The following is a 12,898-nucleotide window of genomic DNA, read 5'->3' as shown; positions in this document are numbered from 1 at the left end:
GTCATCTGGACGAGAGCCGATCTGCCGCCGCGGGGAGCATCTGCTGCACCGGCGTACCGCCATCCTCCGCGGGCCAGTTGTAGTCCTGCCCGCTGACCAGGTGGCTGAGGACGGCGATCCGGTCGCCGCTGAGGACGATGCCCATCTCCAGGAACCACCCGTCCTCCTCACGGCCCGCGGGGTCGTACTGGGTTCCCGGGGCGGCCGTGATCGGGCCGTAGATGGCGAGCCCGGTCACGCCCTCGGCCTGCGCTGACAGCGGCACGTCGCCGAACGTGTTGGGCTTGAAGCTGTCCGACCCTTCAGGGCGACAGCCGTCGAACCAGGTGAGCACGTCCTCGTACGCCGCCTGGGCCTCCTCGGCCGACGGGAACTCGGCGATCGTCTCGTTGAGGTACGCGTCGGCGTCGGAGTCGCCGCCTTCGGAGGTCACCAGGAGGAAGTTCCGCTGCATGGTGGCGATCGCTCCGCGAGCCTTCATGGAGCCCTGCCAGCAGGCGTTGGCCGCGGGCGCGGTCTCGCCAGTGGTCGTCGACTCGGAGCTCTCCACCCAGTCCAGCGCTCCGCCGTTGGGGTAGATCGCGTCCTCCCCGGTGAGCAGGTTGCGTGCCGACAGGCTCGGCTCCGGAGGCGTGCTGCTCGCCGGTGCCGAGGCCGGCGGCTCCGAAGACGCCTCGACCGGCCTCTTCGCGCCGACCATCCGGTGGGCGGCGTTGACGGCCGAGGTCTGCAGGTCGGTGGGCGAGACGTAGCTCTGCACGCCGCGCTTCCGCGTCATCACCAGGACCCGGTCGTCGGCGGACACGACGGCGGTCGCGACCTCCCAGACGGCGTTCATGTCCGGGTCGTCAGGCTGGTACGTCACCACGTCGATGTCCCCTGCGGAGACGACGCCGCCTTCGACGGGGAGCGAGCCGGCGGTCTCCGCGTCGGCCACGCCGGGACACGCGGCTGCTGCCTCCGAAAGGTCGCCGCGCGCCTTCTCGGCCTCGTCGGGAGACTCGAACTCGGCGACGACGGCCTTCAGCGTCCCGGCCGAGGCCGAAAGCTCGTCCCCGCGCTGGGGGACGAAGTCACGGCGCACGGTGGCCAGCGCACCTGCGTCGGCCAGCGACTCGGTCAGGCAGTCGTTGTGGTCACTCCTGCCCTCGCCGTCGTAGGTCTGCTCCTCGACCCAGGCCGGGAACGGGTCGTCCGCGACCAGGTCGTCCGCGGTCGGGAGGGCGGCGCGGGTGAGGTCCGACGCCGGCGGTGAGGCCGAGGCCGACGGGCTGGGGGTGACCGTGCTCGGCGTCTCGCTGGGCGCGGGGGCCGGGTCGATGCCCTTATCGCCGAATCCGGCGGAGAGGAAGATGATCGGTCCGGCGACGACCGCGGCCAGGGCCACGGCTCCGGCGGTCACGAGGGTGCGCTGGCGGCGGCGGATCTGGTCACCCCGTCGGCGTACCTCGGCTGCGGACTTCATCGGTGCTCCAGGAGTTTCGGCGCGGAACTGGTCCATGCGGGAGATGGGGTCGCTCATCGCACGCCTCCTTCCAGCGCAGTGCCGGGCGTTTCGTCGGCCAGCAGAGCTGCCAGCGCAGTACGCCCGCGGGAGAGACGGGCCTTGATGGTCCCGGTCGGTACGCCGACCTCGGCGGCCACCTGGTGGACGGGCAGGTCGGCGATGTGGTGCAGGACGATGGCTTGGCGCTGGGCCTCGGGGAGCTTCTTCAGCGCCGCCACGAGGGCGACGTGGGTCTCGTCGACGGCGGGCATCTCCGTGCGGACGCCGACGGCTCTGTCGGTCACGCGGCCGGCGTACTTCTTCCGGCGCCAGCGGCCCACCGCGAGGCGGTAGGCGGTCGTGCGGACCCAGGCTTCGGGGTAGTCGACCGAGGACAGCTTGCGCCGGTGCGCCCAGGCGCGGGCGAAGGCCTCCTGCACGCATTCGGCGGCCTCGTCGGAGTCGCCGATCATGGCGTACACCTGAGCGCACACGCGACGAAAGGACGCGTTGTAGAACGCGTCGAACTCGTCCTCGTCCATCGCTTGCCTCCCCAGACTGGCCGGACCCTGATCTGGCGCTGCGCCAGCCTCAGAGGGTCAGATGCCTGGGAGGCAGGTCCGGTTGCATCCGGGAGGAAACCGGGCTCAGATTTCTGGGCTCGGAGACTCTGGGCTCAGAGATAGTCGAGCCGGTAGGCGGCGCGCTTGGCGAGGGTGACGAAGTCGGAGTTGCTGATGTCGGCCTCGCCGTCAGGGTTGAAGCTCATCTGGGCGACGTTGGCGCCGCGTCGGATCGCAGCCATCCGGTAGTAGATCGAGGTGTTCTCGAGCTCAACCCGGATGTACCACACCGTGATCGCGCCGTCCTTGATGGACTCGGTCGCGACCTGGGTGACGTGGCTGCCGAGCTGCTTGTCGCTGCACTTGTCCAGTCGGCCCTTGATCGCGACGTTGAAGGCCTGCGCCTCCTTGGCGGAGCCGAACTTGCCGACCGTCTCGGTGAGCCCGAAGGTATCGGCGAGCTTCTTCTTCGTCTCGGGGATCACGAAGGAGCGCGTCTGGGCGCCGGTCATGCCCTTGGCGTTGAACTGCGTCTCGTCGCAACGGGTCTGGGCGGGGTTGGACTTGGCCGGCTTCGCCTCGGTGCCCTCCCACGGGTCACCGATCGTGCTGACCGGGGGCAGATCGGTCTCGTTGATCAGCCCGGGCGCCTTGCCGGTGGCGATCGGGACCACGGTCGTCCGCGGTCGCTTGGTCTCGACGCACGCGCCCGCACCGGGCATGGAGCAGAGGTTGTGGACGGCGGTGCCGAGCATGGTCGAGGTCTTGGCCGCGGTCGTGCTCGACTTGCCCTCGGTCTTCACGGTGACCGCGGCGGTGTGCCTGCCGGTCCGAGCGACGCCGTAGGTGACCGCGCGGTTGTTCTCCCAGTCGCGGTAGGTGAAGAGCGTCGCCTGGTCGCCGATGCCATCGACCGACTCGGTGAAGATCAGCTGGTAGCGGGGCTCGGCGCACGCTGCGTACCACCCCTGCATCTTCTTGTACGCCCCAGCTGCCGCCTTCGCGTCGACCGAGGACTCGATCGTGGTGCCGGCGGTGGTCGCCTTCGCCTTCGCGACGAAGGTGCGCGCCAGGCTCGCCACCGGCCGCTTGTCGGCCGAGGTGTCGGCCTGGCAGGGGATGGTGAGGCCGGTGCCCTCGAGGTTGTCGGAGGAGATGTCGACGGCCCAGGAGCCGCCGTAGATCTTCGCGACCTCCTCCTCGGTCATCAGGTCCTTGGCGGTCAGCTTCTTGCCGGGGATCTGGCTCGGCTCGACCTCGAACTCCTCGGCCGCCGACTGCATCGAGAGGGTGTTGAGCCGCGGCTCGCTCTCGGCGTCCTGGGTGACGAAGAAGCCGGTGCCGACCAGGGCGGCGATGGCCGCGGCCGCGCCGATGGCGGTGTGCACCCGGCGGCGCACGGCGCCGGCGGTGGTGATCGTCGAGGTCTTCGGCCAGGGCTGCTCGGTGAGCACGTCGACGAGCGGGTCGAAGATGGACTGCAGCTGCTCCGGGGCGATCCCGAGCTCGGCGCAGATGGCGGCGTTGGCGCCCTGCAGATCGGTCTCGGTTCGGCTGATCGGGGTGCCGACCTCGCGGGCCAGCTGGGCCAGGTCGACGCTGGTGAGGTGGCCGAGCAGGAAGACCTTGCGGTCGTGGAGCGGCAGGCCCCGCAGCGCGGAGAGCGTGTGGCGGGCCTCCGGTGCGATCGTCTGGTCGCGGTGGAGCAGCGGCACCGAGTGGTTGCGGATCGCCTTGGACCAGGCGATCGGGCGGACCCAGTCCTCGCGCTCGAAGTCGTCCATCGGCTTCACCTTGCGCCAGTGGTGCCAGGTGATGACCAGCGCACCGCGCACGGCGGCCTTGGCGGCCTCCAGATCCCCGGTCAGCGACCAGGTTTGGAGAAGGAGGCGTCCACGGACGTCCTGATAGAACGCCTCGAAGGTCTCGTGGTCTGCCGTGGTCATGCCCATGTCAGCGGTCAACTGTAGGTGATTCGGTCGAATGAACGGCAATAGCCGCAGATGCACAGGCGGGTATCAACCGCTGTGACCAACCCGGTGAACGCCTGAGGCGGCGCGTCGCCGAGATCGAGGCGACGCGGGTTGCGAGGATGAGACGCGATGTCCTCGCTGCTGCCTCCACGTACCCCTGACCGCGGGCGAGTCGCGGATGATCTCCACGATCTCCGCCACCGCCGCCCGCTGGTCGCGGTCGCCCTGCTGGGCGGTATCGGCACGGCCGCCGCAACGCTGGTCGTGTGCCTGGCGATCGGCATCCTCGGCTGGTTCCTCAGCGACATGGGAGCTCACGGCGAGCCCTCGGACGCCCTGCGCGTCGCTGCGCTGGGGTGGCTGCTCGGCCACGGATCGGGTGTCCTCGTCTCCGGCGTCGCGATCACCGTCGTCCCGCTCGGGCTGACGCTGGTCCTCGCCGGAGCGATGTGGCAGGTCGCCGTCCGGGTCGGTGATTCGGTCTCGCTGCACGGCCCGGACGTCAACGCCCTCGCCGACGGCGAGCGTGACCTGACCGTCCCGGTCGTCGCCGGCCTCTTCACGCTCGGCTACACCGGCACCGCGCTGACCACCGCGATCATCGCCGGCACTCCGGCCACCGCGCCGAGCATCGTCGGCGTCTTCGCCTGGTCGGTCGGGCTCTGCGTGGTCGTCGCCCTGCCCGCGATCGCGGTTGGCTCCGGCCGTGCGGCGCTGTGGATCACCCTGCTGCCACGCGCTGCCGTGGACGTACTGGTGATGGTCAGGTCGATCCTGCTCTGGTGGATCGCGGTCAGCACGCTGGTGTTCTTCGCGGCCCTGTTCGCCGACTTCACCACCTCGATCAACGTCGTCTCCCAGCTCCACCTCGACCTCGGCGGGATCATCCTCTACTCCCTGCTCGCCGTCCTGGTGCTGCCCAACGCCGTGCTGTTCTCCAGTGCGTACGCCCTCGGGCCGGGATTCTCCGTCGGCGTCGGCACCACGGTGACCCCGACCGCTGTCACCCTCGGGCCGCTGCCGATGTTCCCGATGCTCGCCGCGCTGCCCGACAACGGCGCCCCGCCCGCCTGGGTCGCCGCGGTGATGGCGCTCGGCCCGCTCACCGCCTTCTGGGCCGTCTGCCGGGTCAGCCGGGTCCGGCCGACCCTGCGCTGGTCGGAGGGCGCCCTCCGTGGCGTCAGCGCCGGAGTCGTCGCCGGCCTCCTCGTCGCGATTCTGTCCGGCGTCGCGGGCGGCGCGGTCGGTCCCGGCCGGATGCTCGACGTCGGGCCGTACGCCGGGCAGGTGCTCGTCAACGCCATCGCGTTCTTCGGTCTTGCCGGTCTGCTCGCCGGGCTCACCATGACCTGGTGGCACCGGCGTTCCCTCCCGACCGAGCCGGCCGCCTAGAGTTCGCAGCATGTCGCTCAACCGATCGTCTCGAGCTCCGCTTCGACTGCGGATCGTCGTCCTCGTGTCCGGCTCGGGCACCAACCTCCAGGCCCTGCTGGACGCCTGTGCCTCCCCGGAGTTCGGGGCAGAGGTCGTCGCGGTCGGGGCCGACCGCGACGGGATCCAGGGGCTGACCCGGGCGACCGACGCCGGGATCCCGACCTTCGTGCACCGGGTCAAGGACTTCGGCTCGCGTGAGGAGTGGGATGCGGCCCTGGCCGAGTCGGTGGCTGCGTACGAGCCCGACCTCGTGGTCTCGGCGGGCTTCATGAAGCTGGTGGGGGAGGCGTTCCTCGACCGGTTCGGAGGCAAGACGCTCAACACGCACCCGGCACTGCTGCCGTCGTTCCCGGGGATGCACGGGGCGCGGGACGCGCTGGAGTACGGCGTGAAGGTCACCGGGGCGACGCTGTTCATCGTCGACGCCGGGGTCGACACCGGGATGATCATGGCGCAGGTGACGGTGCCGGTGGAGGACCACGACACCGAGGAGACGCTCCACGAGCGGATCAAGGTCGTCGAGCGGTCGATGCTCGTCGAGAGCGTTGGGCGGATCGCCCGTGAGGGCTACACGGTGGACGGTCGGCGGGTTCGGTTCGGGCGCGCCTGAACGGTTAGAGTGACGAGCACACGACTGGCGCAGGTGGGGGACCACCGGGGAGTGTAAAGAGACGGCATCGACCGCCTGGGTGCCCCTCATCGAATTCATCGACCGATGAGGAGTTTGACTGTGCAGGACCAGATCGCCATCAAGAGGGCCCTGGTGTCCGTCTACGACAAGACCGGTCTCGAGGACCTGGTCCGCGGGCTCCATGACGCCGGTGTCGAGCTCGTCTCGACCGGCGGCTCGGCGGCGCTGATCGAGAAGCTGGGCCTGCCGGTGACCAAGGTCGAGGACCTGACCGGCTTCCCCGAGTGCCTCGACGGCCGCGTGAAGACGCTGCACCCGCGCGTGCACGCCGGCATCCTCGCCGACCGCCGCCTCGAGTCCCACGTCGAGCAGCTCAAGGAGCTCGAGGTCGAGCCCTTCGACCTGGTCGTCTCCAACCTCTACCCGTTCGTGCAGACCGTCGCCTCCGGCGCCGGGCCGGACGAGGTCGTTGAGCAGATCGACATCGGCGGCCCCTCGATGGTCCGCGCCGCCGCCAAGAACCACCCCTCCGTCGCGATCGTGACCTCCCCGGAGCAGTACGCCGACACTCTCGCCGCGCTGCAGGCCGGAGGGTTCACCTACGACCAGCGCAAGGCCCTCGCCGCGGCCGCGTTCGTCCACACCGCGACGTACGACGTGGCCGTCGCCTCCTGGATGGGCTCCGTGCTCACCGACACCTCCGAGGGCACCGGTTTCCCGGCGTGGGTCGGCGGGACGTACGAGAAGGCCAACGTCCTGCGCTACGGCGAGAACCCGCACCAGAAGGCGGCGCTCTACCTCAACGGGTTCGGACCCGCCGGGCTCGCCCGTGCCGAGCAGCTGCACGGCAAGGAGATGTCCTACAACAACTACGTCGACACCGACGCCGCGCGTCGGGCCGCCAACGGCTTCGCCGAGCCGGCGGTGGCGATCATCAAGCACGCCAACCCGTGCGGCCTGGCCGTCGGCGCGGACATCGCCGAGGCGCACCGCCGGGCGCACGCCTGCGACCCGGTCTCCGCCTTCGGTGGCGTGATCGCCTCGAACCGGCCGGTCTCGGTCGAGATGGCCGAGCAGGTCGCCGAGGTGTTCACCGAGGTCATCGTGGCTCCGGGCTACGAGGACGGTGCCGTCGAGATCCTGCAGGGCAAGAAGAACATCCGGATCCTGGTCGCCGCCGCCGACGAGCGCTCCGCGGTCGAGACCCGCCCGATCTCCGGTGGCCTGCTGATGCAGCAGGTCGACCACGTCGACGCCGAGGGTGACGACCCGGCTGCGTGGACGTTGGCGACGGGCGAGGCCGCCGACGAGGCCACCCTCGCCGACCTGGCCTTCGCCTGGAAGGCGTGCCGCTCGGCCAAGTCCAACGCGATCCTGCTGGCCTCCGACGGCGCCTCGGTCGGCATCGGCATGGGCCAGGTCAACCGCGTCGACTCCTGCCGACTCGCGGTCGAGCGCGCCAACACCCTCGCCGAGGGCTCCGAGCGGGCCCGGGGCGCCGTCGCCGCCTCCGACGCCTTCTTCCCCTTCGAGGACGGCCCGCAGATCCTGATCGACGCCGGCGTCAAGGCCATCGTCCAGCCCGGCGGTTCCATCCGCGACGAGCTCACCATCAAGGCGTGCGAGGCGGCCGGGGTGACGATGTACTTCACCGGCACCAGGCACTTCGCACACTGATCTCCAACCCCGCCGAGTCGGCTCGTTGTGACGAGCCGACTCGGCGGGAAATCGTGTCAGAACGAGCCGACTCGGCCTGGGATTTGGTCAAGATGAGCCGGCTCGGCGTCGCGTACAAGAAATACACAGACTCGAGTGACAGGATTGACATCGTGACCGCACAGAAGCTGGACGGCACCGCGACGCTGAAGGCGATCAAGGCCGAGCTCGCAGAGCGGGTCGAGAAGTTGAAGGCCCAGGGGATCACCCCGGGCATCGGGACCGTGCTGGTCGGTGACGACCCGGGCTCGCACTGGTACGTCAACGCCAAGCACAAGGACGCCGCCGAGATCGGTGTCGCCTCGACCCGTGTCGACCTGCCCGCCACCGCGACCCAGGCGGAGGTCGAGAAGGTCATCGACGAGCTCAACGCGGATCCTGCCGTCACCGGATACCTCATCCAGCAGCCGACCGGTCTGGACGAGTTCGCGCTGCTCTCCCGGGTCGCTCCGGAGAAGGACGTCGACGGGCTGCACCCCTACAACCTCGGCAAGTTGGTCCTCGGTGAGGACGGGCCGCTGCCGTGCACCCCGGTGGGCTGCATCGAGCTGCTGCGTCGTCACGGGGTCGAGATCAACGGCGCCGAGGTGGTCGTGGTCGGCCGTGGGCTGACCGTCGGGCGCCCGCTGGGCCTGCTGCTCACCCGCCGTAGCGAGAACGCGACGGTCACCCTGTGCCACACCGGCACCCGCGATCTGGCCGCCCACACCCGCAACGCCGACATCGTGGTGGCTGCCGCGGGCGTGCCCGGGATCATCACCAAGGACATGGTCAAGCCCGGCGCGGCCCTGCTCGACGTCGGTGTCTCCCGGGTCGACGGTAAGATCGCAGGAGACTTGGCCGAGGACGTATGGGACGTGGCTGGCTGGGTGTCGCCGAACCCGGGTGGGGTGGGTCCGATGACACGCGCGATGCTGCTCTCCAATATCGTCCTCAGCGCCGAGAAGGCTCTCGAAAGGCTCTGAAAATCGTGTCCGTTCACCCGCCGCTCACCCCCACACCGGAGGCTCCCGCACCGGTGGTGGTGGCGCCTGAGCACGAGAAGACGGACCTCCAGGACGTACGCGGCTTCCCCTCGACCATCGGTGGGTTCGTCTACCTCGGGGTGCTGACCGCGGCGATCGTCGGTCTCGGGCTGGTCGGCTTCGGCCACTGGCGGGTGGGGATCATCGTCCTCGCCGCCGGGGTGGGGGCCGCGTCGTTGGGGCGTGCGGTGCTGCGTACGAAGGACGCCGGGATGCTCGCGGTGCGCAACCGCTGGTTCGACGTGGCCCTGCTGGCGCTGACCGCGGGCGCGCTGTGGATCCTCGCGGTGACCGTTCCAGGCGAATAGAAGACGTACAGACAGAACGAAGGCCGCCCCGAGGGGCGGCCTTCGTGCTTCTCGAGACTACTGCTCGATCGGGACCCATTCCTGCTTGGCGTAGTCCCAGCGCCAGCCGTCCTGCTCGTAGACCGGGAGGTCGCCCTCGGCGGCCGGGGTCGGCTGCTGCCAGGCCGGCTGGCCGCCACCGGAGACGACCGTGCGGTCGCCGGTGTCCGGAGCCGGAGGTGTCGGTTCGGCGGCGGGCGCGGCGGGTGCTGCCGGAGACGCAGCCGCGGGTGCCGCCGGAGCGGCGGGTGCCGCCGGGGCGACAGCCTGGGAGTCCCAGGCCGGGACGCTCTGAGCCGGCTTCAGGTTGTCGCCGCCGAAGGCGAGGCCGGCACCGACGATCTCGGAGCCGTCCTTGCCGAGGAGCAGAGGGTAGACGAAACCGGCGACGGCGCCGCCGAGAGCCGGGACGATCAGGAAGACGGGGAGGTTGGCCAGTGCGTCGGTGCCCGAGAAGAGAGCGGGGCCGAACGAACGGGCGGGGTTGACCGAGGTGCCGGTCAGGGGGATGCCGACGAAGTGGATCGCGGCCAGCGCCAGGCCGATGGCGAGCGGCGCAGCGGTGGCGTTGGTCCCGGCCCGAACGTCGGTGACACCGAGGATGATGAAGACGAAGATGAAGGTGAGGACCAGCTCGACCAGGATCGCGCCGATGAGGCCGGTGCCGGCTCCGTCGCCGAAGCGGTTGGCGCCGAGGCCGCCGTCGTTCCACGAGTTGTAGTCCGAGGAGAGCGCGATGAGGAACAGCACGATCGCGCCGAGGGTGGCGCCGACGAACTGTGCGCCGATGTAGGCACCGGCGTCCTTCCAGCTGATCCGGCCGGCAGTGGCCACGCCGAGCGTCACCGCCGGGTTAAAGTGGCCGCCGGAGATGCGGCCGAAGGTGTAGGCGCCGATCACGACGGCGATACCGAACGCCAGGCCGACGGCCGCGACCTCGAGCCCCCAGGTCGCCTGACCGGCGTGGGTGGCGCCGGCGACGACGGCTACGACCGAGCCGCACCCGATGAACACGAGGACGAATGTCCCGATGACCTCGGCTACGAGTTTCTGGATGAAGGTCGGCTCAGCCGCCGACAGTGATTCCTCAGTCATGTCCCCTTAACCCTTCAATGTCTGTTGACGTCGGTCAGACCCATCGACACCCGAGAAGCACTCAGGTATCAGCAGTCACCTGAACAACATGAGGTGTTGACACACAGTAACTCTTTTGCGACGGCACATCGTGGTGCTTAGGTGGGGCGGGGCGGTGTCTCATCACCCTTTCTGTTATCTTGATGTCAAGACACTTTCTATCGTCCCGGGTCCGGATCTACGCAGATCGCAACTTGTCAGGAGTAGCCACAGCAATGGCCGCACGAATCATCTACACCCACACCGACGAGGCGCCGCTGCTGGCGACGTACTCCTTCCTTCCGATCGTCTCGGCCTACGCGGCCAAGGCGGGGGTCGAGGTCGAGACGCGTGACATCTCCGTGGCCTCGCGCATCCTGGCCCAGTTCGGCCTGGCCGACGACGCGCTCGGCGAGCTCGGTGACCTGGCGAAGACGCCGGAAGCCAACATCGTCAAGCTGCCCAACATCTCCGCCTCCATCCCGCAGCTGAAGGCCGCCATCAAGGAGCTGCAGACTCAGGGCTACCAGATCCCCGACTACCCCGAGGCGCCCAGCACGCCCGAGGAGGAGGAGATCCGGGCCAAGTACGACAAGGTCAAGGGCTCCGCGGTGAACCCGGTCCTGCGTGAGGGCAACTCGGACCGCCGCGCGCCGGGCTCGGTCAAGGCGTACGCCAAGGCTCACCCGCACACCAACAAGCCGTTCTCCGACGACTCCAAGACGACCGTCGCCACGATGGGTTCGCACGACTTCAAGTCCAACGAGAAGTCGGTGACGCTCCCGGCCGACGACACGCTGTCCATCGTGCTCGAGAAGGCCGACGGCGAGACGGTGACGCTGCTCGCCGAGCTGCCGGTGCTCGAGGGCGAGATCGTCGACGCGACGTACATGTCCGTGGCCAACCTGCACGCCTTCCTCGAGAACGCGCTCGCCAAGGCCAAGGCCGACGACGTGCTCTTCTCGCTGCACCTGAAGGCCACGATGATGAAGGTCTCCGACCCGATCATCTTCGGCCACGTCGTGAAGGCCTACTTCACCGACGTCTTCGAGAAGTACGGCGCGGACCTCGAGGCCGCCGGCCTGTCCGCCAACGACGGCCTCGGCGCGATCCTGTCCGGTCTCTCCGGCCTGGAGAAGGGCGCCGAGATCGAGGCCGCCTTCAAGGCCGCCATCGAGGCCGGCCCGCGCCTGTCCTACGTCAACTCCGACAAGGGCATCACCAACCTGCACGTACCCTCCGACGTCATCATCGACGCCTCGATCCCGGCCCTGGTCCGCAACGGCGGCAAGCTCTGGGGTGCCGACGGCGGCGAGGACGACACCCTCGCGGTGATCCCGGACTCCTCCTACGCCGGCGTCTACCAGACCGTCATCGACGACGTGAAGAAGAACGGCCCGCTCGACCCGGCCACGATCGGCACCGTCCCCAACGTGGGTCTGATGGCGCAGAAGGCCGAGGAGTACGGCTCCCACGACAAGACCTTCCAGATCGAGGCCGCCGGCACCGTGCGGATCCTCAACAAGGCCGGCGACGTGCTCATCGAGCACGACGTCGAGGCCGGCGACATCTGGCGCGCCTGCCAGACCAAGGACATCCCGGTACGCGACTGGGTCAAGCTCGCCGTCTCGCGTGCCCGTGACTCGAAGACCCCGGCCATCTTCTGGCTCGACGAGTCGCGCGCCCACGACGCCGAGCTGATCAAGAAGGTCACGACCTACCTGACGGAGCACGACACGGAGGGTCTCGAGATCAAGATCCTCTCGCCCGAGCTCGCCACGGCGTACTCCCTCGAGCGCCTGCGTAACGGTGAGGACACCATCTCGGTCACCGGCAACGTGCTGCGTGACTACAACACCGACCTGTTCCCGATCCTCGAGGTCGGTACGTCGGCGAAGATGCTCTCCATCGTCCCGCTGATCGCCGGTGGCGGTCTGTTCGAGACCGGTGCGGGCGGCTCGGCGCCGAAGCACGTGCAGCAGCTGGTCGAGCAGGACTACCTCCGCTGGGACTCGCTGGGTGAGTTCTTCGCGCTGGTGCCCGCGTTCGAGAAGTACGCCGAGCAGGCGTCCGCCCCGGCCGCGAAGGTGCTCGCCGGTGCGCTCGACCGCGCGACCGCGACCTTCCTCGAGAACGACCGCTCCCCGGGTCGCAAGCTCGGCACCACCGACAACCGCGGCTCGCACTTCTACCTGGGTCTCTACTGGGCCCAGGAGCTCGCCGCGCAGACCGAGGACACCGAGCTCGCCGCCGCATTCAAGGGTCTCGCCGAGACCCTCGCCGCCAACGAGGCCAAGATCGTCGAGGAGCTCCTCGCGGTTCAGGGCAAGCCCGCCGACATCGGCGGCTACTACCTGCCCGACCCCGAGAAGGTCACCGCCGTGATGCGACCTTCCGCGACGCTCAACGAGGCGATCGACTCTCTCTAGTTCACTTCACGACGGCCCGGCACGGACTCCCGTGCCGGGCCGTCGTGCCGTTTCGGGACACCTTCCCGGCGTACGTGACCTTGCTCTCCAGATCTTTCTTCTGATTCCTATAGATGCAGGTCAGCGTGGTGTTTGTCGCCGGTTGAGGGCGGAAAACCTTTAGGCGGGTGTCGGTGGTCGC

10 protein-coding genes and 1 riboswitch are annotated in these 12,898 nt (G+C 69.2%); of the genes, 6 read left to right on the top strand and 4 right to left on the bottom strand.

Annotation, left to right across the window (positions count from 1 at the left end):
• Position 1: 1 nt before the first annotated feature.
• The 3 genes from ACW14X_RS09890 to ACW14X_RS09880 all read right to left on the bottom strand — a co-directional run bounded on the left by ACW14X_RS09890 (position 2) and on the right by ACW14X_RS09880 (position 3,995).
• Positions 2–1,522 carry a hypothetical protein gene (locus ACW14X_RS09890; protein ID WP_457165481.1) on the bottom strand — a complete coding sequence of 507 codons (1,521 nt, stop codon included), beginning with the start codon at positions 1,520–1,522 and terminating at the stop codon, positions 2–4.
• Positions 1,519–2,028: an RNA polymerase sigma factor gene (locus ACW14X_RS09885; protein WP_457165480.1), complete on the bottom strand. Its 510-nt coding sequence runs from the start codon at positions 2,026–2,028 to the stop codon at positions 1,519–1,521. Before ACW14X_RS09885 ends, ACW14X_RS09890 begins: the two co-directional genes overlap by 4 nt.
• A 134-nt stretch (positions 2,029–2,162) precedes the next feature.
• On the bottom strand, positions 2,163–3,995 hold the full coding sequence (locus tag ACW14X_RS09880; RefSeq protein ID WP_457165479.1) for a hypothetical protein: 1,833 nt from the start codon (positions 3,993–3,995) through the stop codon (positions 2,163–2,165).
• 156 nt (positions 3,996–4,151) lie between these two features.
• Between ACW14X_RS09880 and ACW14X_RS09875 the strand changes: the two genes are divergently transcribed.
• The 5 genes from ACW14X_RS09875 (at position 4,152) to ACW14X_RS09855 (ending at position 9,136) form a co-directional block, all read left to right on the top strand.
• A complete protein-coding gene (locus tag ACW14X_RS09875) occupies positions 4,152–5,414 on the top strand; it encodes a cell division protein PerM (RefSeq protein ID WP_457165478.1) in 1,263 nt (420 codons plus the stop codon).
• A 10-nt stretch (positions 5,415–5,424) separates the two neighbouring features.
• The gene (gene purN, locus ACW14X_RS09870; protein ID WP_457165477.1) at positions 5,425–6,066 is read left to right on the top strand and encodes a phosphoribosylglycinamide formyltransferase; all 642 of its coding nucleotides are present in this window, start codon (positions 5,425–5,427) and stop codon (positions 6,064–6,066) included.
• A gap of 10 nt (positions 6,067–6,076) precedes the next feature.
• Positions 6,077–6,154: riboswitch (ZMP/ZTP riboswitch) on the top strand.
• A gap of 32 nt (positions 6,155–6,186) precedes the next feature.
• The gene (gene purH / locus ACW14X_RS09865; RefSeq protein WP_457165476.1) at positions 6,187–7,764 is read left to right on the top strand and encodes a bifunctional phosphoribosylaminoimidazolecarboxamide formyltransferase/IMP cyclohydrolase; all 1,578 of its coding nucleotides are present in this window, start codon (positions 6,187–6,189) and stop codon (positions 7,762–7,764) included.
• Between the two features lie 152 nt (positions 7,765–7,916).
• The gene (locus ACW14X_RS09860) at positions 7,917–8,768 is read left to right on the top strand and encodes a bifunctional methylenetetrahydrofolate dehydrogenase/methenyltetrahydrofolate cyclohydrolase (RefSeq protein ID WP_160025248.1); all 852 of its coding nucleotides are present in this window, start codon (positions 7,917–7,919) and stop codon (positions 8,766–8,768) included.
• A gap of 5 nt (positions 8,769–8,773) precedes the next feature.
• Positions 8,774–9,136, top strand: coding sequence for a DUF3017 domain-containing protein (locus ACW14X_RS09855; RefSeq protein ID WP_350719702.1), 363 nt, complete (start codon positions 8,774–8,776; stop codon positions 9,134–9,136).
• A gap of 57 nt (positions 9,137–9,193) precedes the next feature.
• Here the strand turns inward: ACW14X_RS09855 and ACW14X_RS09850 are convergent, their stop codons facing one another.
• Positions 9,194–10,270 carry an MIP/aquaporin family protein gene (locus ACW14X_RS09850; RefSeq protein ID WP_350841158.1) on the bottom strand — a complete coding sequence of 359 codons (1,077 nt, stop codon included), beginning with the start codon at positions 10,268–10,270 and terminating at the stop codon, positions 9,194–9,196.
• Positions 10,271–10,524: 254 nt separating this feature from the next.
• Between ACW14X_RS09850 and ACW14X_RS09845 the strand changes: the two genes are divergently transcribed.
• On the top strand, positions 10,525–12,717 hold the full coding sequence (locus tag ACW14X_RS09845) for an NADP-dependent isocitrate dehydrogenase (RefSeq protein WP_350841160.1): 2,193 nt from the start codon (positions 10,525–10,527) through the stop codon (positions 12,715–12,717).
• Positions 12,718–12,898 lie beyond the last annotated feature (181 nt).

It is taken from the genome of Nocardioides sp. YJ-D4, from assembly GCF_054031495.1.
The sequence above is the reverse complement of the archived record's forward strand: the minus strand, read 5'-3'. Positions and strand labels throughout refer to the sequence as shown.

What these genes read in the sequence shown, in the direction of transcription:
- ACW14X_RS09880 (WP_457165479.1), bottom strand. Translation starts at nt 3,995, where the DNA reads ATGACCACGGCAGACCACGAGACCTTCGAGGCGTTCTATCAGGACGTC.
- ACW14X_RS09890 (WP_457165481.1), bottom strand. Translation starts at nt 1,522, where the DNA reads ATGAGCGACCCCATCTCCCGCATGGACCAGTTCCGCGCCGAAACTCCT.
- ACW14X_RS09885 (WP_457165480.1), bottom strand. Translation starts at nt 2,028, where the DNA reads ATGGACGAGGACGAGTTCGACGCGTTCTACAACGCGTCCTTTCGTCGC.
- ACW14X_RS09850 (WP_350841158.1), bottom strand. Translation starts at nt 10,270, where the DNA reads ATGACTGAGGAATCACTGTCGGCGGCTGAGCCGACCTTCATCCAGAAA.
- purN (WP_457165477.1), top strand. Translation starts at nt 5,425, where the DNA reads ATGTCGCTCAACCGATCGTCTCGAGCTCCGCTTCGACTGCGGATCGTC.
- ACW14X_RS09875 (WP_457165478.1), top strand. Translation starts at nt 4,152, where the DNA reads ATGTCCTCGCTGCTGCCTCCACGTACCCCTGACCGCGGGCGAGTCGCG.
- ACW14X_RS09845 (WP_350841160.1), top strand. Translation starts at nt 10,525, where the DNA reads ATGGCCGCACGAATCATCTACACCCACACCGACGAGGCGCCGCTGCTG.